Genomic DNA, 22,785 nt, shown 5'->3' on the forward strand with positions numbered 1-22,785 from the left:
AAGGGGACCGACGATGTCGATGACCGAAACTGCACTCGACGCGCCGATTTATCCGGATTTCTTCACGCGCGCCCTGGCCGACGCGGACCCCGAGCTCTATTCCGCGATGAGCAAGGAACTCGGTCGCCAGCAGCATGAGATCGAGCTGATCGCTTCGGAAAACATCGTCTCGCGCGCCGTGCTGGAAGCGCAAGGCTCGGTGCTCACCAACAAATACGCCGAAGGCTACCCGGGCCGTCGCTACTACGGCGGTTGCCAGTTCGTCGACATCGCCGAGGAGTTGGCGATCGACCGGGCCAAGCAGATGTTCGGCTGCGACTTCGCCAATGTGCAGCCGAACTCCGGCAGCCAGGCGAACCAGGCGGTGTTCCTGGCCCTGTTGAAGCCGGGCGACACGATTCTCGGGCTCAGCCTCGACGCCGGCGGACACCTGACCCATGGCGCGCGGCCGAACATGTCCGGCAAGTGGTTCAACGCGGTCCCCTACGGTCTCGACAACAGCACCGGCATGATCGACTATGACCGGCTGGAAGAACTGGCCAAGGAACACAAGCCGGCGATGATCATTGCCGGCGGCTCCGCCTACTCGCGTGAGTTCGACTTCGTCCGCTTCCGTGAGATCGCCGATGCGGTCGGCGCCTATCTGATGGTGGACATGGCCCATTTCGCTGGCCTCGTCGCCGGCGGTGCGCATCCCAGCCCGTTCCCTTATGCGGATGTGGCGACCTCGACGACCCACAAGACCCTGCGCGGTCCCCGTGGCGGTCTCGTGGTGACCAACCGTGAGGACATTGCCAAGAAGATCAATTCGGCGGTGTTCCCGGGCCTTCAGGGCGGTCCTCTGATGCACGTGATCGCGGCGAAGGCTGTGGCCTTCGGCGAGGCGCTGCGTCCGGACTTCCGCATCTATGCCCGCAACGTGGTGGAGAACGCCAAGGTGCTGGCCGAAACCCTGCGCGAGGGCGGTCTGGATATCGTCTCCGGCGGCACGGACAACCACTTGATGCTGGTCGACCTGCGGCCGAAGGACCTCACCGGCAAGGCCGCCGAGGCATCGCTTGGCCGCGCCAACATCACCTGCAACAAGAACGGCGTTCCGGACGATCCGCAGAAGCCGACGATCACCTCCGGCATTCGTCTCGGCACGCCGGCCGGCACCACCCGCGGCTTCGGCCCGGCGGAGTTCCGCGAGATCGGTCTGTTGATCACCGAGGTGCTGGACGGCCTGAAGAGCGCCAACAGCGAAGAAGGCAATGCTCGCACCGAAGAGACCGTGCGCGGCAAGGTGCTCGCTCTGACCGAGCGTTTCCCGATCTATCCCGGCCTTTGAGCCGGGAGCAATCCAATCCGGAGCCACGTGACGCATGAAATGCCCGTATTGCGGCTGCGATGATACGCAGGTGAAGGATTCCCGTCCCACCGAGGACAACACGGCGATCCGCCGCCGCCGGATCTGTTCGGCCTGCGGCGGTCGCTTCACCACCTTTGAGCGGATCCAGCTGCGCGAGTTGACGGTCATCAAGCGCAGCGGGCGCCGGGTGCCGTTTGACCGGGAAAAGCTGGCGCGGTCCGTGCGGATCGCCACCCGCAAGCGGCCAGTCGAGCCGGACCAGCAGGAGCGCATGGTCAGCGGCATCGTGCGCCAGCTGGAAAGCTCGGGCGAAAGCGATGTCAAGGCCAGCGACATCGGCCATCTGGTGATGGAAGGGCTGAAAGTCCTGGATGATGTCGCCTATGTGCGCTTTGCCTCCGTCTACAAGAACTTCCGCGAGGCAAAGGACTTCGAGGCTCTTCTCGATGAGATGAGCGGTCCGGAGGGGCCGGGGCTTGAGGACCGCTGACAAGCGGACGATTGCGTGAACGATATCAGCCGATTGAACGATGAACGGTACATGGCTGCGACCGTTGCCTATGCGCGGCGCACCCAGGGGCTGGTCTGGCCGAACCCCTCCGTTGGCGCCCTGATCGTAAAGGGGGGAGTGGTTCAGGGGCGCGGGGTCACCCAGCGCCCGGGCGGGCCCCATGCGGAGGTGATGGCCTTGCGCCAGGCGGGCGAGGCGGCCCGGGGCGCGAGCTGCTATGTGACGCTGGAACCCTGTTCCCATCAGGGCCGCACCGGACCTTGCGCCGTTGCGCTGGCCGAAGCCGGCGTGAAACGGGTAATCATCGGCCTGCGCGATCCCAATCCGCGGGTGGCCGGGCGCGGGGAGGCAATCCTGCGAGAACGCGGCGTCGAGGTGGTGTCCGGCGTGGCCGCCGACCTGTGCCACGCCCATCACATCGGTCATGTGCGCCGGGTTCTGGACGGCCGCCCCCAGGTCATCCTGAAGCTTGCGGTGTCGCAAGATGGTTGCATCGGCCGGCGTGGCTATGGCCAGGTGGCGATCACCGGCGAGGGGATCGGCCGGCGGGTGCATATTTTGCGCGCCGAGTGCGATGGCATCATGGTGGGCATCGGCACGGCGCTGGCTGACGATCCTTTGCTCAATTGCCGTCTGCCAGGTCTCGAAAGCCGCTCGCCGGTGCGGGTCATTCTCGACACCGCCGCCCGGCTGCCGCTCGACAGCAAGCTGGTGCGCGGCGCCGCCGATGTTCCCGTCTGGGTTCTGGTTGGCAATGGGGCGGACTACGCGCGTACCGATGCCCTGCGCGATGCAGGCTGCACGGTTGTGCGGCTGGCGACCCTGGCCAATGGGCGGATCGATCCGCTGGTGGCGCTGCGCGCGCTCGGCCAGCGCGGGCTCACCCGTTTGCTGGTGGAAGGTGGCGCCTCCGTCGCCCGGGCGTTTGTCGACCGGGGTGTCGCCGATGAGGTGATCATTTCACGCGGCAATATCGTTGTCGGGGAGGGTGGGATCCCGCCTTTCGGCGACCGCGGCATTGATTTTTTCGAGCGGATGCCGGACTACCGGCTTGTTGCCCGCCAGTGCCACGAGGGCGAGCAACTTCAGCATTATCGACGCGAGAGGGGCTGACCATGTTCACCGGGATTGTCACGGACATCGGGCGTATCGCCGCTATTTCGGAGATCCCGGCCGGGCTACGCACCCGTATCCTCACGGTCTATGACCCGGATGGCATTGCCCTTGGCGCCTCGATTGCTTGCAACGGCGTGTGCCATACGGTGACCGCCAAGGGGCGGGACGCAGGCAATAACTGGTTCGAGATTGAATCGGCGGCGGAAACCCTGCAGCTGACCACGGTTCCGAGCTGGAAGGTGGGTGACCGGCTCAATCTGGAGCGCTCCCTGGCCATCGGCGACGAACTGGGCGGTCACATCGTGCAGGGGCACGTGGACGGCACCGCTGAAATCATCGAGCGGACCGACCATCCCGAATCCGCTTTCTTTCGTTTCAAGGTGCCGGCCGATTGTGCCCCCTTTATCGCGAAGAAGGGCGGCGTGGCGCTGGACGGTACTTCGCTGACGGTCAACGATGTCGACGGCGACACCTTCTCCATCTTCCTCATTCCCCACACCTTGGCGGTGACCACCTGGGGAGAGCGCAAGCGCGGCGATCGGGTGAACCTCGAAGTCGACATGATGGCGCGCTACGCGGCCCGTCTCGCTCAGTATACCGGGGCCGATAGTCTTTAGCGCATGACAGCCCTGAGCACAGGGGGCTGGACAAAGCCCTGAAGGCATGGTTCCTACCGGCACCCCGTGGCCGGGGTGGCTGATGCCTGCCGCTGACAGGGTGTGCGTCTGGACCCCGACTCGGCCTCGATTCCCGCGCCCTTGCCACGCCTGTGGAAGCGGCGCTTGCCCGAAGAAGTGGATTTGCGACATGACGGCTCCCAACATCCTGATCATCGACGCCCGGTTCTACGATGATATCGCCGATGCCCTGCTGGCCGGCGCGACCGAGGTGCTGGATGCCGCCGGCGCAAAGGTGACCCGGATCTCCGTGCCCGGCGTGCTCGAAATTCCGGCGGCGCTGGCCATGGCGCTGGCTGCAATGGAAAACGGCGGCACCGAGTATGATGGTTTCGTGCTGCTGGGCTGCGTGATTCGCGGTGAGACCTCGCATTACGATATCGTGGCCAACGAATCCGCGCGGGTGGTGATGGAACTGGTGGTGGATGCGGCCCTGCCGCTCGGCAATGGCATCCTGACCGTCGAGAACCGCGCCCAGGCCTGGGCGCGCGCCGACGTGGCCCAGAAGAACAAGGGCGGCGTGGCCGCGCGGGCGGCCCTCGACATGATCGCAATCCGGGATCAGCTCGGGGTCTGAAGAACAATGTCTGACAAGTCTACTCCGCACATGCCCAGTGAACCGCGTCCGGCCAACAAACGTGGCGCCGCGCGTCTGTCGGCCGTGCAGGCGCTCTACCAGATGGACGTGGGCGGTGCGACGCTGACCGACGTTCTGGCCGAGTTCGAAGCCTTTCGTCTCGGTGGGGAGCTGGATGGCGAGCAGTACCGCGAGGCGGATGCCACCTGGTTCCGTGATCTGGTCAAGGGCGTGGTCGCCGAACAGCGCCTTCTCGATCCGCTGATTCACAAAGCGCTGGTCGCCGACTGGCCCTTGAAGCGGATCGACACCACCTTGCGGGCGATCCTTCGATCGGCCGCGTTTGAATTGCTGCGCCGCAAGGACGTGCCGGCACGGGTGGTGATCACCGAATATATTGATGTGGCCAAGGCCTTCTACGAGGGGGACGAGGCCCGTCTCGTCAATGGTGTGCTCGACCGGATCGCCCGGGAGCACCGGACTGGTGAGTTCGGCGGAGCTGCGCCCAAGGCCTGAGCCTCCTCTATTCCCAAACACCTTGATGAAGACATTGCCGCAGGTGAGCTGCGGCAATGCACCGCTCCCCTTCCATTTTCGATGAGCGTTCCGGTCTGTTGGTCAGGGGCGAGAGCGGGCTTCCGATTGCCCGCCGGCGTGTGTCGGCCTATGGTCCACGGCCCACAACCATCGGACGCCTTCCATGACCGCGATTCCCGCTGACGATTTGATTGACGACCGCCTGGCGCGGCGCAACGCGATCCTGCTTGCCTGCGCTCAGGCGCTTGGCGGGGCCTCGGCCTCAATCGTGATCGCAACCGCCTCGCTGGTTGGCGCGGGTTTGCTGGGAGCGGACAAATCCTTGGCGACGCTGCCCGTTTCGTTTTTCGTGCTGGGCACCGCCTTCGGAACCTTGCCGGCTGGGGCCATCATGCACCGGTTCGGCCGGCGCGCGGGGTTTGTGGGGGCATCGCTGCTGGGGGTGGGATCCGGAGTGACCTCCGCCTATGCGATCTTTGCGAGCAATTTCGCCTTGTTCTGTCTGGCGGTGGCGGCCAGCGGCGTCGTCGGTGCCTTCGTGCAGCAATACCGGTTCGCCGCAGCCGATACCGCCAGCGATGGCTACAAGCCGAAGGCGATTTCCTTCGTTCTGGCAGGCGGTATGCTGGCTGGCATCGTCGGACCACAGACGGTGATCTGGACCGCGGACCTGTTCTCGCCGGTCATGTTCGCCGGCACCTATGTGGGGCAGGCCGTACTGTCGCTGATCTCGCTGGCGTTTCTGCCGTTCCTGCAGATCCCGAGGCCGAAGCACACAGGCGAGGCGCGCGGCGAACGCCGCCCGCTGTTGCAGATCCTTGCGCAGCAACGGTTCATTGTCGCGGCGGCCTGTGCCGTCACCTCCTACGCGCTGATGAACCTCGTGATGACCGCCACACCGCTGGCCATGATCGGGTGCGGCCACAGCCGCACCGATGCGGCCCTGGCGATCCAGTGGCATGTGCTGGCCATGTTCGCGCCGAGCTTCTTCACCGGGCACCTGATCGCCCGTTTCGGCCGCGAGCGGATCGTCGCCCTGGGGCTCGCCATGCTCGCCGGCTGTGCTGTTGTCGCCATTTCCGGTGTCGAGGTTGCGCACTTCTGGGTTGCATTGGTGCTGCTCGGGCTGGGCTGGAACTTCGGCTTCATCGGCGCGACGGCCATGCTGACCGGTGTCTACCGTCCGGCGGAACGTAACCAGGTGCAGGCGGTCAACGACTTTATCGTGTTTGGCTTTGTTGCCGCAGCGTCATTTTCCTCCGGAGCGCTGCTGGATGCGTTCGGATGGGCGACCGTCAATTGGCTGGTATTCCCCTTCACGCTGCTCAGTCTGGTGTTGCTTGGCTGGCTCGTGATCAGCGAGCGTCAACGCGAATTGACGTAAAACAAAGGCATTTTTCCCTCCCGTGAGGTTCAAAGTCTTTCTTGACGAAAGCCTCAGGACAGCTACCGTCATTGACGACAGGCCGAAGAAAAGCAAACGCGCGGCCGAGTCGTGTCCTTCAGGGGGGGTGCAATGCTCGAACTTTCTATTGTGATTGTGTGTGGGCTTTTGTCTGTCGCCTATGGCATTTGGGCCGTCGGATCCGTCATGGCGGCGGACGCCGGCAATGGGCGCATGCAGGAAATCGCCGGTGCGATCCAGGAGGGCGCGCAGGCCTATCTCAACCGTCAGTACACGACCATTGCCGTGGTCGGCGTGGTGATCTTCGCGCTTGTGGTGTGGTTGCTCGGTTTTCTTGTGGCCATCGGTTTCGCCATCGGCGCGGTGCTGTCGGCGGCCGCCGGGTATATCGGCATGCTGGTCTCGGTTCGGGCCAATGTGCGTACCGCCCAGGCGGCCAGCAACTCACTCGCGGCCGGGCTCGAAATTGCCTTTCGTGCCGGCGCGGTCACCGGGCTGCTGGTCGCCGGTCTGGCCCTTCTGGGGGTCTCCGTCTACTTCACGTTTCTGACTTATGGCCTCGGCTTTGAAGCGCAAAGCCGCACGGTGATTGACGCGCTGGTGGCGCTTGGCTTCGGTGCGTCGCTGATCTCGATCTTCGCCCGGCTTGGCGGCGGCATTTTCACCAAGGGCGCCGATGTGGGCGGGGACCTCGTCGGCAAGGTTGAAGCGGGCATTCCCGAGGACGATCCGCGCAACCCGGCGACCATCGCCGACAATGTGGGCGACAATGTCGGCGATTGCGCGGGCATGGCGGCGGACCTGTTCGAGACCTATGCGGTGACCGTGGTTGCGACCATGGTTCTGGCCTCGATCTTCTTCACCGGTGCGGCGGCGCTGGAGCTGATGATGCTGCCGCTTCTGATCGGCGGCGCCTGTGTGGTGACCTCGATCATCGGTACGTTTTTCGTCAAGCTCGGCACCAGCAGCTCGATCATGGGGGCGCTGTACAAGGGGTTCGTCGCCACGGCGCTGTTCTCGGCCGTGGGGCTTTTTGCCATCACCTTCTTCTGGATCGGTTTCGATACCAGCTACACCACCTCCGGGGGCGTTACCTTCATTGGCCGCAATCTGTTTTACTGCGGTCTCATCGGCCTTGTGGTGACCGGGCTGATCATCTGGGTGACCGAGTATTACACCGGGACCGACTATCGCCCGGTCCGCGCGATCGCCCAGGCCTCGGTGACAGGTCACGGCACCAACGTCATTCAGGGGCTTGCGATTTCCCTGGAGGCCACGGCGCTGCCGGCGGTGGTGATCATTGCCGGCATTCTCGCCGCCTTCAATCTGGCGGGGTTGTTCGGCATCGCCATCGCGGTGACGACGATGCTGGCACTTGCCGGCATGGTGGTGGCGCTCGATGCCTTCGGTCCGGTGACGGACAACGCCGGCGGTATCGCCGAGATGGCCGGGCTGCCGAAGGAGGTGCGCGTCACCACCGATGCGCTCGACGCGGTCGGCAACACCACCAAGGCGGTGACCAAGGGCTACGCCATCGGCTCCGCAGGCCTCGGCGCGCTGGTGCTGTTTGCCGCCTACACGGAGGATCTGAAGTTCTTCGCCGCCAACGCGGCGCCGGGATCCTACTTCGAGGGGGTGTCGGTCGATTTCTCCCTGTCCAACCCCTATGTGGTCGTTGGCCTGTTGTTCGGCGGTCTGCTGCCCTACCTGTTCGGCGGCATTTCAATGACCGCCGTTGGTCGTGCCGCCGGCTCGGTGGTGGAGGAGGTCCGCCGCCAGTTTCGGGAAAAGCCGGGCATCATGGCGGGCACGGAAAAGCCGGACTATGGCCGGGCGGTCGACATGCTCACCAAGGCGGCGATCCGCGAGATGATTATTCCCTCCTTGATGCCGGTGTTGTCGCCGCTGGTGGTCTTCGGGGTGGTGACGATGGTGGCTGGCAAGTCGCAGGGCTTTGCTTCGCTCGGCGCGATGCTGCTCGGCGTGATCGTCACCGGGCTGTTCGTCGCCATTTCCATGACCGCGGGCGGCGGTGCCTGGGACAATGCCAAGAAGTCCTTCGAGGACGGGTTCACCGACAAGGATGGCGTGTCGCATGAAAAGGGCTCGGAGGCGCACAAGGCCTCCGTCACCGGCGACACGGTGGGCGATCCTTACAAGGATACCGCCGGTCCGGCGGTCAATCCGATGATCAAGATCACCAACATCATGGCCTTGCTGCTGCTTGCCGTGCTGGCGCACGGCTAGGCGCGTGGCGCCGGCCGGCAGGAGCGTCGACCATCAAACGGAAAACGCCTCGACCGAGGGAATCGGCCGGGGCGTTTTCATGTCGGTGCCGGATGACCCCGGCGCGGCCGCGTGTCAGAGACCCAGGCTCGGGTTCTGCGCGCCGCGCAGGATCTGCGTCAGGAAGCCGTAATCCGAACCGCCGGTGCGGGTCTTGCGCGTCAAGACGTCGATGACCTTGCCGTCTTCCATGCTGTAGTAGCCGGTGTCGCGGACAAAGCCATCTTCATCGAAGTAGATCGCGACCACGCGCTGTTCCACCAGCTCGGGTTTGAGAAAGGCCGTGGTCTCGCGGGTCTGCGAGATGTAGTAATAGGCATCGCCGTTGAGGCGCGAGGTGGTGGAGGGGGAGCCGAGCAGGAGTTCCACCTGTTCGCGACTCGAGCCGACCTGAATGTCGCGGACCCGCTCACTGGAGATGACATGTCCGTGATTGAGCGTGGTCGTGAAGCAGCCGCCGACCGGCAAACTCAAGACACTCACCATCAGTGCGCCGCGCAGCCATCTCTTCATCGCAAACGATCCTGTTGTTTTCTGCAAGCCGAAGCCGATCTATGACCTTGGGATTGGTCAAGCCGGAATGGTCGCCAGTCCTTGGCAAAGTCCCTAACCTGCGATAGGCCACTTGGCAACCGTGGTCCAAACGAGGCACAGCATGGTGTTCGGGTTATTTCGCCGGCGCAAGCGTCCGGAAGTCTTTGCGACGTACAGCGCGATCGTGGCGCAGGCGCGGCAGGCGCATTTCTATTCCGACTTGCGCGTCCCCGATACGCTCGACGGGCGTTTCGAGTTGATCATGCTGCATGCGATTCTGTTGTTCGACCGCTTGCGCGGCGAAGACGATGCGGCATCGGCCTTCGGTCAGGAGGTGTTCGACCTGTTCTTCCAGGACATGGATCACTCCCTGCGCGAGATGGGGGTCGGTGACCTGACCGTGCCGAAGAAGATCAAGAAGATGGCCGAGGCCTTCTATGGCCGGGCGGGGGTCTATAGCGAAGCGCTGGCGTCGGAAAGCCGTCATATGCTAGTCGAGGCGCTGGATCGCAACATCTTTGCCGAGGCATCGGATCTGCCGGCGGCCGCAGCGCTCGCCGACTATGTGCGGGCCGCTTGCGGAACCCTCGGCGAACAGCCGCTGCCGGAAGTGATGTCCGGCAGTCTGAACTGGCCGGAGGCAACCGGCTTTATCGCGAAAGATACATGATGACAGTCAAGGAATTCCCCATCCGCCGTCCGCAGGATGTCAGCCGGTTGGGCGATCGCACCCTGAAGATCGCGCTGGTTCCGACCGATGCGGAACGGGCGGCGATGATCGAAACCTACGGGCTGCTCGCCCTGCCGGACCTGAAGGCCGACCTTGAGCTGCGGCCCTGGCGGAAGGACGGCATCACGGTCGAGGGCCATTTGCAGGGGCGGGTCTCGCAGGCCTGCGTGGTGACGCTGGAGCCGGTCGAGCAGATGCTTGACGCGCGGTTCACCGTCCGCTTCGCGCCGGGCGCCGCCGGAGATGAGCCGGACGAGGACGGCGAGATCGTGATCGACGTGCAGAGCGAGGATCCGCCGGATCCGCTCGAGGGCGACGAGGTCGATCTTGGCGCGGTGCTGTGCGAGCAGTTCGCGCTGGCGCTGGATCCTTACCCCCGGGCCGAGGGCGCGCACGTGCCGGAAGCCTACGCGGATTCCGGTGAAACGGCGGAAAATGGGGACGAGCAGGCGGAGAGACCGTCCCCGTTTGCGGTGCTGGCGGACCTCAAGAAAAACCAATCCTGATGCAATTGCGCACGGCTGCAGGTGGAAGCCTGCTCCGCGCAGCCGTGACAGGATAGGGAGAAAGCTGTTGTTTCCGTGTCGCAAACAGGTATGTTCCCCGACGCTGCAAACCGCACCGCAGCGAAAGCACTCCGGGCGGGTGTTCCGGAGCATCCGACGCGCGGTCTTGCCGTGGCGCGTGCCCGCTGACTGGCGGGCCTTTCAACCGACCGGAAAGACGACGGCCTAGAAGAAACGGACCATGGCGCAGACCATTCGCATTTCGCTCGATGTCATGGGGGGAGACGCCGGTGCCGAGGTTGTGGTGCCAGGCGCCGCGCTGGCGCTGGAGCGTCACCCGGGCATCACGTTCCACCTTTATGGCGATGAGGCGATCGTCGCTCCCTTGCTTGAGGCCCATCCGGCCCTGAAGCAGGCCTCGACCCTCCATCACTGCGATGTCTCGGTGGCGATGGACGCCAAGCCGAGCCAGGCGCTCCGGCAAGGCCGCTGGCGCTCAAGCATGTGGCGGGCCATCGAGGCGGTGAAGAGCGGGGAGGCGGATGTCGCCGTTTCCGCCGGCAACACCGGCGCGCTGATGGCGATGTCGAAATTCTGTCTGCGGACCATGGCCAATATCGAGCGGCCGGCCATCGCGGCGATCTGGCCGACTGCGCGCGGCGAATCGATTGTGCTCGACGTGGGCGCGACCATCGGCGCCGATGCGCAGCAGTTGATCGACTTCGCGCTTCTCGGCGGGGCCATGGCCCGGGTGCTGTTCGGTATCGAACGTCCCACCGTTGGCCTGCTGAACATCGGCGTGGAAGAGGTCAAGGGGCTTGAGGAGGTGCGCACCGCCGGCAAGTTGCTGCGCGAGGCCGACCTGCACTCCCTGTCCTACTACGGCTTCGTGGAAGGCGATGACCTTGGCAAGGGCACGGTCGATGTGGTCGTGACCGAAGGGTTTGCCGGAAACATTGCCTTGAAGACGGCCGAAGGCACGGCCAAGCAGATCGGCGGCTACCTGCGCTCGGCCATGAACCGGACCTGGCGCGCGCGTCTCGGCTATCTGCTGGCCAAGGATGCCTTTGACCGGCTGCGGCAGAAGATGGATCCCCGCAACGTCAATGGCGGGGTGTTCCTCGGACTGAACGGCATTGTCATCAAGAGCCATGGCGGCACTGACGCGGAAGGCTTCGCCGCCGCGGTCGAGCTTGCCCATGACATGGCTCGCAACGATCTCATGCCCAAGATATCCCAGGATTTGCTTCATTATCATCGCGGCCGGTTCGCGGCGCGGGATGGATCGGAAGGTGATCAGTGACAGTTAAACGTTCCGTCGTTTTGGGAACCGGCAGCTACTTGCCGGAGCGCCGGCTGAGCAACAGCGATCTGGCCAAGATGGTCGACACCTCGGATGAGTGGATCGTTCAGCGGACGGGCATTCATGCGCGCCATATCGCAGCGGAAGGGGAGATGACCTCCCATCTGGCGCTGGCTGCGGCGCGCAATGCGCTGGATGCGGCGGGCGTGTCCGCCGACAGTATCGACATGATCATCCTGGCCACGGCCACGCCGGACAACACCTTCCCGGCGACCGCTGTTACCGTGCAGGCGGAACTTGGGATCACCACCGGTTTTGCCTTCGATGTGCATGCGGTCTGTTCCGGTTTCGTCTACGCGATGACCACCGCAGATGCTTATCTGCGCGGCGGTCTTGCCAAGCGCGCGCTGGTGATTGGCGCGGAGACCTTCTCCCGCATTCTCGACTGGAACGACCGGACCACCTGCGTTCTGTTCGGCGATGGCGCCGGCGCGGTGGTGCTGGAGGCGGTCGAGGCGGAAGGGACCAACGCCGATCGCGGTATTCTCAGCGGTCACCTGCGCTCCGATGGGCGGCACAAGGAAAAGCTGTTCGTCGATGGCGGCCCGTCCTCGACCCAGACCGTCGGCCATTTGCGGATGCAGGGGCGCGAGGTGTTCCGGCATGCGGTGTCGATGATCACCGACGTGGTGGAGGATGCCTTCGCCGCGACCGGAACCAGCGCCGAGGATCTCGACTGGTTCGTGCCGCACCAGGCCAATCGGCGGATCATCGATGCCAGCGCCAAGAAGCTCGGCATCGCGCCGGAGAAGCTGGTGATCACGCTGGAAGAGCAGGGCAATACCTCCGCAGCGTCAATTCCGCTGGCGCTGGATCAGGCGGTTCGCGACGGCCGGATCCAGCCTGGGCATCTGGTGATGCTGGAGGCCATGGGCGGCGGTTTCACCTGGGGGGCGTCGATTCTGCGCTGGTGACCGGCCATCTATTTGATGGCGGTGTGTTTTTTCTGTCGCGGGCAGCCTTGCGCGGTTGACCCGTCCGGCAGGAGTCAATAGGCTACCGTCTCTTGAGAATGTATCCCTATTTTCTGCCAGATCTCGGTTTCTGGCCAAGGAGGGACCATGGGCGGCAGGACTATCACACGCGCGGATCTGTGCGAGGCTGTGTATCAGAAGGTCGGATTGTCTCGCTCCGAGTCATCCGAGCTGGTCGAGAAGGTGCTTTCCGAAATCGCGGATTGTCTCGTTACGGGAGAGCCGGTGAAGCTCTCTTCCTTCGGGTCGTTCGTGGTGCGCTCCAAGGGCGAGCGGATCGGGCGCAATCCCAAGACCGGTGAAGAGGTGCCGATTTCACCGCGTCGGGTGATGGTGTTCAAGCCGTCCAACGTCTTGAAGAAGAAGATCAACGAAACCATTCTTGGGAATGCCGGCGGCGATTGATGACGCCGCCGTCTCGGTAGGGTGTCAGACAGGTGTCCGTGGAAAAAAGTCCCGATGCGTTTCGCACCATCAGCGAGGTTGCCGATGACCTCGACCTGCCGCAGCACGTGCTGCGGTTCTGGGAAACACGTTTCACCCAAATCCGTCCGCTAAAGCGGGGCGGTGGCCGGCGTTACTACCGGCCCGACGATGTCGACCTTCTGCGCGGCATTCGTCATCTGCTTTACGAAGAAGGCTATACGATCAAGGGTGTGCAGCGGATCCTGAAGGAGCAGGGGCCGCGTTTCGTCATGCAGATCTGGCGCGAGGATGCGCTGACGCTGACCGCGATTGCCGCGGCCGCTCGGACCGAGGCCGGCGCCGAAGGTGCAAAGCTGGAGGCCAAACCGGCGCCTCCGGCCGCCAAGACGCGCGGCAAGCGCAAGGAGCCCGCTGCCAAACCAACCGAATCCTGGCCCGATGAAGCGCCGCCACCAGCGGCCTCCGCCGAGCGGAATGCGGAACCTGGTGAAGATGAAGCCGTCCCGCGCGGCATTCTGCCCGAAGGGGTGGACGTCGAGCCCGGCACCGCTGGCTGGTCCGGCTTGCGCCTGATGGAGCGGTTTCTCGGCGACAAGGCCGAGGTCGCAGGCGGCGGGGCCTTGTCGCGCGATGACGTGCGCCGGCTTCAGGCAACGCTGTTCGAGCTGCTGGAGTGCAAGCGGATCCTCGATCAGGCCCGGTAGGGCGATCCCTGTATCCCATGAAACCGAACGCGCCTTCGAGACTATGATCGTCTGGTGTACGGCGATTGGCGTCGTCGCAGGGCCATGGTGGTCGGGCGCGCGCAGGGGCGCACGTGTCCGATGCCTACGGGACGGCGGTAACGACGACCGCGACAGGGCAGCGCCCCTGAGGTTCGCCAAATCTTGCTGGATTGTCGGTGGGGCCAGATCGCAAGGAAGGAACGCGAAGCACGTCGTCCCTCGTAGGGGCCGTCTGCATTGCAATCGGTCTGGACGATCGCCTGGCTGTTCGTCGAAAAGACCACTTAAAGCGTGGTCGGGCAGGCCGGATTTGAACCGACGACCCCTTCACCCCCAGTGAAGTGCGCTACCAGGCTGCGCTACTGCCCGTTTGTCCGTGTGCGAACGGGTCCTTCCTAGCCGTTTGATCCGGGCTGCGCAAGCGGTTCCGTCGCGGTGCGAGCGACTGTGCACAGCGCAGTGGCTGCAGCGCCCCTTGTCGGGCGTGCCGATAAGCCTGTTCCGCGCCAATCAGCCCCCAGGCGAGACCGTAGAGCAGATAGAGATGGCGCCAACGGTCGGTATCGATGATCGCCGACATCAGCATGTGGCCGAGCAGGACCATGAAGACGCATTGCGCAAAGGGTTGCCAGGGGCGCGGCTGGAACATGAGGGGAAAGAGCTGGCGTACGGTGACCGTCACCAGCAGCAGATAGGCAAACCCGCCAAGCCAGCCATAGGTGGTGAAGGCCTTGAGGTAGCTGTTGTGCTCGTCTTCGGGAAAGAAGTTGCGGAACTGCAGCGGTCCGAGACCGAAGGGGTGGTCCAGCACCATCTGAAAGCCGAGAGAATAGCGAGCGAAACGGCCAAGGCGCGCCGTGTCGTAATCCTGGACCAGCTTGGCGCGCTGCAGGAACATGTCGGCCACGCTGTCGATCGACAGGGCAATCCCCATCAGCAGAACGAACCCGCCAAGCCCGGCAATCGCATAGGCGATCAGCCGCAAGCGGTCCGGGCCCCTCGGCATGGTGATGAAGACGGCGAGATAGACGCCGATCCCGGCAAAGGCCAGAAGCCCCCAGGCTGCGCGGGAGAAGCTGAGGAACACGCCGATGGTGAGAAACAGGAGAAGAGCGATCTGGGGCAGGGCGCGCGTGACCGGACGGGTCAGCACCTGATGCAGCAACAGCGCCCAGGGGAGCACTAGAAACGGCCCGTAGACATTGGGGTCCTGAAAGGTGCCCTTGGCACGGCCGTAGAGGGTGAAACTGTCGCCCGAGAGGAGGTGGAAATAGCCGGCGATGCCGGTGAGGGTGACGATCACCGCGCTGGCGATATAGGCATTGGCGATGATGGAGAGCCGTTCGGGGCGAACGGCAACGATGCAGGCAAAGAAGATCGCCGTCAGGGCGAGAAAGGCGGTGACGGTGATGTAAAGGGCTGCCTCGCCGAAGTCGTCCGACATCAGCGAGGAAAACAGCCCGCCGGTGACGAACAGCACCATGATGAGGAGCAGCGGGCCGACCGCTGCCGGAAAGCGTGCGCCGGCGATGAGCCACCCGGCCAGCACCACCAGCATTGCCAGTTCATAGGGTGCCGGTTCCCGAAAGACGAAGCCACCAAGAAAGACGAGGCACCAGAGGGCGGCGGCCGCAATGGTTTCCGCCGGCACGCTCCAGCCTCTCCCAGCCGCGCGCGACCGGGGCGGGCAAAGCCAGAGCGGGGCCGGCAGGGTGCGCTTCAATAGGCGTTCTCCGTGTTCAGCAGCGCGAAGGGCGTGCTGAAGAGGATCTTCAGATCAAACAGGATCGACCAGTTTTCGATGTAGTAGACGTCGTACTCGACCCGCTTCTGGATCTTCTCCGGCGTATCGACCTCACCGCGCCAACCGTTGATCTGGGCCCAGCCGGTGACGCCCGGCTTGACCTTGTGGCGAGCGAAATACCCATCCACCACATCGTCCCAAAGAGTGTCATTGGTATGGGCATTGACCGCGTGCGGCCGCGGGCCGACGAGGGACAGATCGCCGCGAAGGACATTGAAAAGCTGGGGAAGCTCATCGATCGAGCTGCGCCGGATGAACTTTCCGACCCTTGTCACGCGCGGGTCGTCCCGGGTCACCACCTTCTTCGCGGTCGGGTCGGCCATCTCATGGTACATGGACCGGAACTTCAGGACCTCGATCACCTCGTTGTTGAAGCCGTAGCGCTTCTGGCGAAACAGGATGGGCCCCTTGCTTTCCATGCGGATGGCGATGGCGGTGCCGATCATCACCGGTGACAGCAGCACGATCATCACGCAGGCGAAGACCAGGTCGAAAGCGCGCTTGGCGATGGAATCCCAGTCGGCCATCGGCTTGTGCACCACATCGACGAAGGGCACGGTGCCGATGAAGGAGGAGGCGCGATCGCGGAAGCGCATCTTGTCCATATGCGCGGACAGGCGAATGTCGACCGGCAGGACCCACAGGGTCTTGAGAAACTCCAGAAGGCGTTTCTCCGCGCGCAAGGGGATCGTCACGATCAGCATGTCGATGCGCGCGATCCGGGCGAACTCCACCAGATCGGCCACCGTACCGAGCTTCGGATAGCCCGCGACGATGTTCGGGGAACGGTCGCCCTTGCGGTCGTCGAAGATCCCGCAGATGCGAATGTCGTTGTCCTGATGCATCTCGATTTCGTGGATCAGGTCCGCCGCCGCCGTGCCGCCGCCGACAATCACCGCGCGCCGTTCCAGTCGACCTTGGCGGGTCCAGCGGCGGGTGAGAATGGACAGGGTGAGACGCGAGACCAGCAGTGCGGCAAGCCCAAGCGCATACCAACTGGTCAGCCAGAGTTCGCTGGTGCCGGTCAGGAGGACGCCGGAGGATTTTACGACCAGAAACACGCCGAAGACGAGCGTCCAGGCAATCGTCATTCGCGCACCTTGTGACAGCACCGTCCGCATCACGGGCAATTGGTAGCAGTCGGCCGCCTGGAAGAAGGCCACCGCGAGAATGAGCGCGGCTCCCACGAGCAGCAGATGTTCGAGCGCATAGCCACCGATGGCGGTGGAGGCGAAAGTTGCCAGCCCGGCGAGAATGACGATCGCCATGTCGAGGAGACGTACCGTGCCTCCGAGAACCGAGGGCGAGATAACGGAGTCCTGCAGGCTTTCGGCGATTTCCAGCGCTTGCGGCGACAGTTTCGAGCCGGGGTGCCGGTTCTCCTGTTCGCTTTCCTGCTTGCGCCTGGCGGCTGCATCGTCCGTTTCAGGCGACCTGATGTCCTTGAGAAAACGGACCGTTGGATCATTGGTCATGGCGCGGGCCCCCACCCTGTTACTCTGGCTTGCGCCGTACTGTCTGCGCCTTGGATTCGGCAAGCGCACCGGTTGAAAGGAATGCGGGCGCTTCTGCCCCCGTGGTCGCGCCACGCGGCTTCGGCTCGCGAATGGTGACATAGAGCGAGGTGATTCGATCGCTCATCAGCTCGACATTGAAGGTTTCCGACAGGCATTGACGCTGACCGACAGCACGGCGTCGCATTCCTTCCGGGTCGGCATAGGCAGCAGCCATGGCGCCGGCAAGCTCGTTTGCGTCCCCCGGCGTCACCAGACGGTCGGCGTAGCGGCCGAAAATTTCCGGAATGCCGCCGACGCGGCTGGCAATCAGCGGCACTTCGGCGGCCACCGTCTCCAGAACGATGTAGGGCATCGCCTCGGCGCGCGAGGGCACCACGATGCAATGTGCCTTGCGGAAGGCGTCGCGCGCGGGGAGGGGACCTGTGAACTGCACGGTTTCGGTCAGGCCGTAGTCTCTCACCATGCTTTCGTAGCGGGTGTGGTCATCGCCTTCACCGACGATCAGGGCGCGGGGCCTGAGGCCCTGGTCGCTCTTCAGCCGGTGGAGGGCCTTGATGAACAGATCCGGTCCCTTGAGGTCGCGCAACATGCCGATAAACACGAAGTCGGCGGCATCCGGATCCGGTTTGACCTTTGAAAACTCTTCCGGCGAAAGGCCGTTGTAGACGACCCGGGCCGGGGCCCTCGGCGTCATCACCTTGGCTTCATAGGCGGCATATTCGTAGTCGGAGACGAACACGAGCCCGTCGGTGAAGCGCTGCTGGAGGCGCTCCAAGGCGAAGTAGATCTTTCCTTCGAGGCGGGCCGGGTCGTAGTGCAGACTGCCGCCGTGAGGGCAATAGATCCGGGTGACCTTCTTGCCCGACATGCGCAGGATGGTGCCGATCGCCCGGGCGAAGACACCGCCCTTGGCGCCGTGGCCGTGAATGACGTCCGGGGACAGGTCGCGGATGTGCCGGTAGAGCCGCAGGGCCGAGCGAAGGTCGCTCGGGGTGACCTGCCGGCGCATCGGGAAGCGCGCCAGCCCAAGCGCAAGTTGTGGAGCAAGCCGGGCAATGGCTGCGTCCTCGAACGCGCCGCCGGTGCTGGAATCGCAAATCACGCCGACCTGATGCCCGGCACGGGTTTGTGCAAGGGCAAGGTCGGCAATATGTCGAAAGATCCCGCCGATCGGGGCGCGAACGATATGAATGATGCGCAAGGGCGCGGCGGTCATCGGAAACTCCCTTGTTCGACGCAAGGTGCACGTCCGGATTATGCTTCCGGTTGGCACGAGGTCGACCCTAGCAGGGAGGAGTGAGTCGCAGGTTAATTCCGACGATGCAGGGACTTGCGGCCCTTTCTAGAAGAACCGCTCACGCACGTAGATGGTGTCGCCAGGGCGCACCGGATCGGTGATCGGAACGCGGCCGCTGATGACCTCGCCATTGATCTGACGCGTGATGTCGACGGTGCCATGCAGGGCCCGGGGCGAGAAGCCGCCGGCGGTTGCAATCGCGTTCTGGGCGGTCATGCCTGCCACATACGGATACTGGCCGGCGTTGGTGACCTCGCCCATGACGAAGACCGGGCGATAGGTGGCGACTTCGATGGAGACGTCCGGGTCGCGCAAATAGCCGTTTTTCAAGCGCTTTGTAACGGTCTTCTCAAGTTCGCGAAGGGTCAGGCCGCGCACGGGAACGCTGCCGATCAGCGGCATGGAGATGTAGCCGGCCTGATCGACGGTGTAGGTGTTGTTGAGATCCGCCTGACCGAAAACGATCACTCGCAGAACGTCCGAGGAATCGAGTCGGTAGGGCTTGGTAAGAATGTCATGGAACGCGGTCGGCGGTTGACGGTAGCCGCTGCAAGCGGCGAGCATCAAGGCCAGAGCCATGACGAATGCGGTGCGCGTGATCATGCCTGTCTCCTGGGGCAACTGCGCCAGTATTTTCCGCATCATGGTTAACGGGCAGTGAATCAATGGGAAATGAGTTGGGCATCAATGAGAAAGCGCTGACTTTCTGGCGGTTAACGGTCCGCTTACCATAATTCCCGACAATGGGCTCCAGGATCTCGCGGAGTAACAGTCATGAATCAGCCCCAGCCCTCGGGCGCGGATGAAAGGGTCGAGATCGACCTGTCCGCGATACTTGGCGCCCTGCGTGGTGCCTTGCGCTGGTTGCTGCCGCTGTGCGCGGCGGTTGCGCTGATTGCTCTTCTCGGGTTGCAATTCGTTTCCCCGAAATATCGCGGCGAAGCCAAGGTGCTGATTGAAACCTCCGGCCCGGTTTATCCGGGAGACGCGCGCGGCGCGGAGGAGGAACGGGCTCTTCTGGACGGGGAGGGGGTTGCCAGCCAGGTCGAGTTGCTGATGTCCCGCGACCTTGTGCGGCGGGTGGCCAAGCGCATGGATCTGGCCGCGCTTCCGGAGTTTGGCGGCGACGGCTCTCCGGGGCTGGTGACGGACATGTTCATCTCCCTGGGCCTGATGCGCGATCCGGGCCGCACCTCGCAGGAAGAGCGGGTGCTGAAGAAGTTCTATGAGAACCTCGAAGTCTACCGGGTGGATGGCTCGCGGGTCATCGCCGTGCGCTTCGTGTCCCGGGATCCGGAGCTTGCCGCGGGTGTCGCCAATGCACTGGTCGAGGAGTATCTCAACCTCCAGTCGTCGGTGAAGCGCGAGACCACGGATTTTGCCGCGACCGCACTGGAGCCGCAGATCGAGCGGTTGCAGCAGGATGTGAAGGCGGCGCAGGAGAAGGTCGAAGCGTTCCGGGCGCAGGCCGACCTGCTGCTGGGCGCGGACAACCAGACGCTGGACCAGCAGCAACTTGGTGAGATCAGCACCGAGCTCTCTGATGCCCGCGCCGCCCAGTCCCAGGCCGAGGCCCGGGCCAATCAGATCCGGCGCCTTCTGAAGCAGGGCGGATCGCTGGACAGCGCCAGTGAGGTGCTGAACTCGCAGCTGATCCAGCGGCTGCGTGAGCGGCAGGTGGAGTTGCAGGGGCGGATCGCCGAACTGTCGACCACCTTGCTGCCGAACCATCCGCAGATCCGGGCTCTGCGCTCGCAGCTCAACGATTTCGACCGGCAGATTCGCGCCGAAGCGAGAAAGGTCATCGCCGGTCTTGAGAACGATGCGAAGGTGGCGCGGGATCGTGTCGCTTCGCTGACCGCCACCTTGAGCGAGTTGAAGGCGCGGGCGGCCAAATCGAACGAGGATCAGATCCGCCTGCGCGAACTGGAGCGGGAGGCCAGCGTCAAGACGGCGCAGCTCGACCAGTTGATGATCCGCTACCGCGAAGCGGACACCCGGCGCAATGCGACGGTGCTGGCCGCTGATGCCCGCGTCATCTCCCGCGCCACGGTTCCGCTGGAGCCGTTCTCGCCCAAGGTCCTGCCGATCACGATCATGGCGACCCTGGCAACGCTTGTGCTTGGCGCCACCTGGGTCGTGCTGGGGCAATTCCTTTCTGGCCGGGTCTTTGTGTATGTGCCGCTGGCAGATGGTGAGGTTTCCGACAGCCCCGCGCGGCCGGCGATGCCGACGCCTGTGACCACCGCCGGATTCGGCGCGGGTGCATTTGGTGCGGCCAGCTATGCCCGTTCAGGTAGCAGTGCCTTTTCCTATGGCTTTGGCGCGCCCCAGACGGTGACCCCCACTCAGGCGGGCACGGCGGCGCCGACCGACGCGCCGGAAGCGGCGCCGGCAGAGGTGCCCGCGGGCGATGAGCGGGGGGGAAGCGCAGCGGAAACGGCGGCGTCGACCTATGCCCCGGTTTCCCGTCCTGCGCAGGACCGGCCCCGCCGGATCGCCGTTCTCAGTGTCGACAATGATGAAGTGGCGCAGGAAGTGGCGTTCCGCCTGGTGCGGGAGGCGGCCGAACAGGGCGTGTTGCCGCTGTTTCTGGAGGTGCGCCCGGATCTCGCCGATCCGGAGGCTGTGGCCGGGTTTGCCGAGCTTCTGGATGGCAGCGCCTCGTTCGCCGGGGTGATCTATCGCGATACGGCCTCGCGCGCGCATGTGATCGAGTCGGGTCGTCAGCTCATTGACGATGACCTGGCGCAGAGCGGCCGCTTCGAAACGCTGATGACCGCCATCGACCATACCTACGATCAGGTGTTCTTCGATCTCGGGTTGATCGACGATTCCCTCATCAGCGCGCAGATCCTGGCCATGGCCGATCAGGTGGTGGTGGCCTCCGGCGGATCGCCGGCCGGCCCGGAGCTGGAAGAAGCGCTGCGGATGCTGGAAGAGCACACCGGCGCACCGGTGGCGATCGAAACCGTGAGCCGGGACGACGGCGGCAAGCGGCCACGCTCCGACATGGCGGCCTGACAGGCGTCAGGCCCCACAAAGGGCAGCTCCAGGAATGTGCGGGATGCCCGGTGGGAGCGGAAACGCGCTGATCCACTACCTCAGAGTGGCAGCCCGAGGCGGCGCAACCGGCGGACGATGGCCCACAGGCGCGGGGAGTTGCGGATATAGCGCTTGCCGTTGCGCAGCGCCCGCACGCTCATCTCGGCGCAGCGGCCCTTGAGCGTGACCGGGATCTCGACATCCATCAAGACTTCCTTGTCCGCCCAGGCGGTCTTGTAGCGCTCCGCGCCCAGGCCGAAATCGAAGGCCTCCGCGCCAAGGGTGCAGGCCTCGGCGATCACATGGTTCAAAAGGATATCGCCGGGGCTGCACGCGGCGACGTCTTCGCTGATGCTGTTGGTGTAGGCGTGAAACCGGTCGAACTGGAGGCCGGACAGATAGGTCGCCTTGACCGCGTCGCCGACAATCAGGGCGTGGATCATGAAACTGTCCGATCCGTCGTCGAGTGCCTTTGTGAGTTGCTCCGACAGGAACGCGCGAACGTCTTCCGGCTCGAACACATTGGGAATGCCGCTGCTTTCCTGCCGCGCGCTGCGCTGCGCGATCAGCGTGTCGAGAAAGGAAAGCGCGGTTGCCGCATCCCGCGCACGTTCGATACGCACCGGCCCGATCTCGCCGAGTTTCTTTTCCTTGGTCCGCAGCTTCTTGCGAGCGCTTGAGCTGCGCCGCGCCTTGTAGAGCGCGTCGAAGTCGGGCGTGAGCGGCAGGGCATGAATTGCGTTGAGACTTTCGATCGACGCCTGATCAACCAGGGGATGTACGCGCCCGTTGATCTCCGCCGGGACATATTTCAGATCGAAGAGGTCAATGCCGTGGTGGCGACCGATGGAAATCAGGGCTTTCCGCAAGGTGCGTCCGTGAATGCCGGCAAGGATATCCCGGCGCCACAGGCCGCTGTTCTGATTGCCATGGAAGTCGGCGAGGAAGCGGGCGATGGTCACCGTGCCGCCGGCCGCGCGCATCAGTCCCAGCGGCAGCAGGAACGCTGGCTTGCCCTCGATCGTCCCGACGACGATCAGCGCTTCGATACCCCGCGTCCGTCCAACATGGTGTTGCCAGGACGACAGCCAGTCATAGCTGGTGAAAAGCGTGCCGAATGCGTTTTCCTGAAGGGTGCGCCATTCCACCTCGACCTCTGTCGGATCATGGGCGGCGCGGATGGAGAAATCGCCGGACTCCAGCATGGCATCGATCCTCATGGCTTCTGCATCCATCTCTTCCCAGGTATGTGCGGGGAGCCGGAAGGCGGGGGGCGCAGAGGTTGCTGACATCCGTGGGTTCTCTCATTCTCAGTCCAATTGGATGGCCGCCGTGAGGCGTTATTGCAATTTGAAATAGCAAGGAGTTCTAAAGAAAACGTCGCTAGGCTCGCGCCTGTATTAT

21 protein-coding genes and 1 tRNA gene are annotated in these 22,785 nt (G+C 64.1%); 15 read left to right on the forward strand and 7 right to left on the reverse strand.

The genetic code is table 11. From position 1 onward, the window contains the following. Window positions 1–13 precede the first annotated feature (13 nt). The 8 genes from glyA (at window position 14) to IEV83_RS01040 (ending at window position 8,421) form a co-directional block, all read left to right on the forward strand. A complete protein-coding gene (gene glyA / locus IEV83_RS01005; RefSeq protein WP_181758402.1) occupies window positions 14–1,330 on the forward strand; it encodes a serine hydroxymethyltransferase in 1,317 nt (438 codons plus the stop codon). A 34-nt stretch (window positions 1,331–1,364) separates the two neighbouring features. Next, complete coding sequence (nrdR, locus tag IEV83_RS01010; RefSeq protein ID WP_181758403.1) at window positions 1,365–1,841, forward strand: transcriptional regulator NrdR; 477 nt, start codon at window positions 1,365–1,367, stop codon at window positions 1,839–1,841. 15 nt (window positions 1,842–1,856) lie between these two features. Continuing rightward, window positions 1,857–2,975, forward strand: a complete 1,119-nt coding sequence (gene ribD, locus IEV83_RS01015) for a bifunctional diaminohydroxyphosphoribosylaminopyrimidine deaminase/5-amino-6-(5-phosphoribosylamino)uracil reductase RibD (RefSeq protein ID WP_342366151.1) — start codon at window positions 1,857–1,859, stop codon at window positions 2,973–2,975. A gap of 2 nt (window positions 2,976–2,977) precedes the next feature. After that, complete coding sequence (locus tag IEV83_RS01020) at window positions 2,978–3,595, forward strand: riboflavin synthase (RefSeq protein WP_181758405.1); 618 nt, start codon at window positions 2,978–2,980, stop codon at window positions 3,593–3,595. Between the two features lie 190 nt (window positions 3,596–3,785). Continuing rightward, window positions 3,786–4,232 carry a 6,7-dimethyl-8-ribityllumazine synthase gene (gene ribH / locus IEV83_RS01025; protein WP_181758406.1) on the forward strand — a complete coding sequence of 149 codons (447 nt, stop codon included), beginning with the start codon at window positions 3,786–3,788 and terminating at the stop codon, window positions 4,230–4,232. Between the two features lie 6 nt (window positions 4,233–4,238). Continuing rightward, complete coding sequence (gene nusB, locus IEV83_RS01030) at window positions 4,239–4,748, forward strand: transcription antitermination factor NusB (RefSeq protein ID WP_181758407.1); 510 nt, start codon at window positions 4,239–4,241, stop codon at window positions 4,746–4,748. Window positions 4,749–4,932: 184 nt separating this feature from the next. Continuing rightward, a complete protein-coding gene (locus IEV83_RS01035) occupies window positions 4,933–6,153 on the forward strand; it encodes an MFS transporter (RefSeq protein WP_181758408.1) in 1,221 nt (406 codons plus the stop codon). A gap of 132 nt (window positions 6,154–6,285) precedes the next feature. Then, window positions 6,286–8,421, forward strand: coding sequence for a sodium-translocating pyrophosphatase (locus IEV83_RS01040; protein ID WP_181758409.1), 2,136 nt, complete (start codon window positions 6,286–6,288; stop codon window positions 8,419–8,421). A gap of 114 nt (window positions 8,422–8,535) precedes the next feature. Here the strand turns inward: IEV83_RS01040 and IEV83_RS01045 are convergent, their stop codons facing one another. Further along, window positions 8,536–8,973 carry an outer membrane protein assembly factor BamE gene (locus tag IEV83_RS01045; protein WP_181758410.1) on the reverse strand — a complete coding sequence of 146 codons (438 nt, stop codon included), beginning with the start codon at window positions 8,971–8,973 and terminating at the stop codon, window positions 8,536–8,538. Between the two features lie 142 nt (window positions 8,974–9,115). Here IEV83_RS01045 and IEV83_RS01050 point away from each other — a divergent pair, with 142 nt between their 5' ends. The 6 genes from IEV83_RS01050 to IEV83_RS01075 all read left to right on the forward strand — a co-directional run bounded on the left by IEV83_RS01050 (window position 9,116) and on the right by IEV83_RS01075 (window position 13,697). Further along, window positions 9,116–9,664, forward strand: coding sequence for a ubiquinol-cytochrome C chaperone family protein (locus IEV83_RS01050; protein ID WP_181758411.1), 549 nt, complete (start codon window positions 9,116–9,118; stop codon window positions 9,662–9,664). Further along, window positions 9,661–10,230 carry a YceD family protein gene (locus IEV83_RS01055; RefSeq protein ID WP_209002926.1) on the forward strand — a complete coding sequence of 190 codons (570 nt, stop codon included), beginning with the start codon at window positions 9,661–9,663 and terminating at the stop codon, window positions 10,228–10,230. The genes IEV83_RS01050 and IEV83_RS01055 overlap by 4 nt, the downstream gene beginning before the upstream one ends. Before the next feature lie 241 nt (window positions 10,231–10,471). Beyond that, window positions 10,472–11,533 (forward strand): phosphate acyltransferase PlsX, encoded by a 1,062-nt coding sequence (plsX, locus tag IEV83_RS01060; protein WP_181758412.1) that lies wholly within the window; start codon window positions 10,472–10,474, stop codon window positions 11,531–11,533. Beyond that, window positions 11,530–12,507: a beta-ketoacyl-ACP synthase III gene (locus IEV83_RS01065; protein WP_181758413.1), complete on the forward strand. Its 978-nt coding sequence runs from the start codon at window positions 11,530–11,532 to the stop codon at window positions 12,505–12,507. Before plsX ends, IEV83_RS01065 begins: the two co-directional genes overlap by 4 nt. Window positions 12,508–12,654: 147 nt before the next feature. After that, window positions 12,655–12,972, forward strand: a complete 318-nt coding sequence (locus IEV83_RS01070; RefSeq protein ID WP_181758414.1) for an integration host factor subunit alpha — start codon at window positions 12,655–12,657, stop codon at window positions 12,970–12,972. A 38-nt stretch (window positions 12,973–13,010) separates the two neighbouring features. Further along, entirely contained in the window at window positions 13,011–13,697 is a 687-nt protein-coding gene (locus IEV83_RS01075) for a MerR family transcriptional regulator (protein WP_181758560.1), read from the forward strand. 313 nt (window positions 13,698–14,010) lie between these two features. Here IEV83_RS01075 and IEV83_RS01080 read toward each other — a convergent pair. The 5 genes from IEV83_RS01080 to IEV83_RS01100 all read right to left on the reverse strand — a co-directional run bounded on the left by IEV83_RS01080 (window position 14,011) and on the right by IEV83_RS01100 (window position 18,939). After that, window positions 14,011–14,087, reverse strand: a tRNA-Pro gene (locus tag IEV83_RS01080). After that, window positions 14,065–15,369, reverse strand: a complete 1,305-nt coding sequence (locus tag IEV83_RS01085; RefSeq protein ID WP_209002927.1) for an O-antigen ligase family protein — start codon at window positions 15,367–15,369, stop codon at window positions 14,065–14,067. Before IEV83_RS01085 ends, IEV83_RS01080 begins: the two co-directional genes overlap by 23 nt. A gap of 68 nt (window positions 15,370–15,437) precedes the next feature. After that, window positions 15,438–16,997 (reverse strand): undecaprenyl-phosphate glucose phosphotransferase, encoded by a 1,560-nt coding sequence (locus IEV83_RS01090; protein WP_181758415.1) that lies wholly within the window; start codon window positions 16,995–16,997, stop codon window positions 15,438–15,440. 19 nt (window positions 16,998–17,016) lie between these two features. Next, on the reverse strand, window positions 17,017–18,255 hold the full coding sequence (locus IEV83_RS01095; protein ID WP_181758416.1) for a glycosyltransferase: 1,239 nt from the start codon (window positions 18,253–18,255) through the stop codon (window positions 17,017–17,019). A gap of 126 nt (window positions 18,256–18,381) precedes the next feature. After that, on the reverse strand, window positions 18,382–18,939 hold the full coding sequence (locus tag IEV83_RS01100; protein WP_181758417.1) for a polysaccharide biosynthesis/export family protein: 558 nt from the start codon (window positions 18,937–18,939) through the stop codon (window positions 18,382–18,384). A 171-nt stretch (window positions 18,940–19,110) separates the two neighbouring features. On the opposite strand from IEV83_RS01100, the gene IEV83_RS01105 reads away from it, so the two are divergent. Then, on the forward strand, window positions 19,111–21,360 hold the full coding sequence (locus IEV83_RS01105; protein ID WP_181758418.1) for an exopolysaccharide transport family protein: 2,250 nt from the start codon (window positions 19,111–19,113) through the stop codon (window positions 21,358–21,360). A gap of 80 nt (window positions 21,361–21,440) precedes the next feature. Here IEV83_RS01105 and IEV83_RS01110 read toward each other — a convergent pair whose 3' ends face one another. Beyond that, entirely contained in the window at window positions 21,441–22,601 is a 1,161-nt protein-coding gene (locus tag IEV83_RS01110) for a GNAT family N-acetyltransferase (RefSeq protein ID WP_181758419.1), read from the reverse strand. Between the last annotated feature and the right edge of the window lie 184 nt (window positions 22,602–22,785).

The organism is Stappia taiwanensis, from assembly GCF_014635285.1.
Classification (GTDB): Bacteria; Pseudomonadota; Alphaproteobacteria; order Rhizobiales; family Stappiaceae; genus Stappia; species Stappia taiwanensis.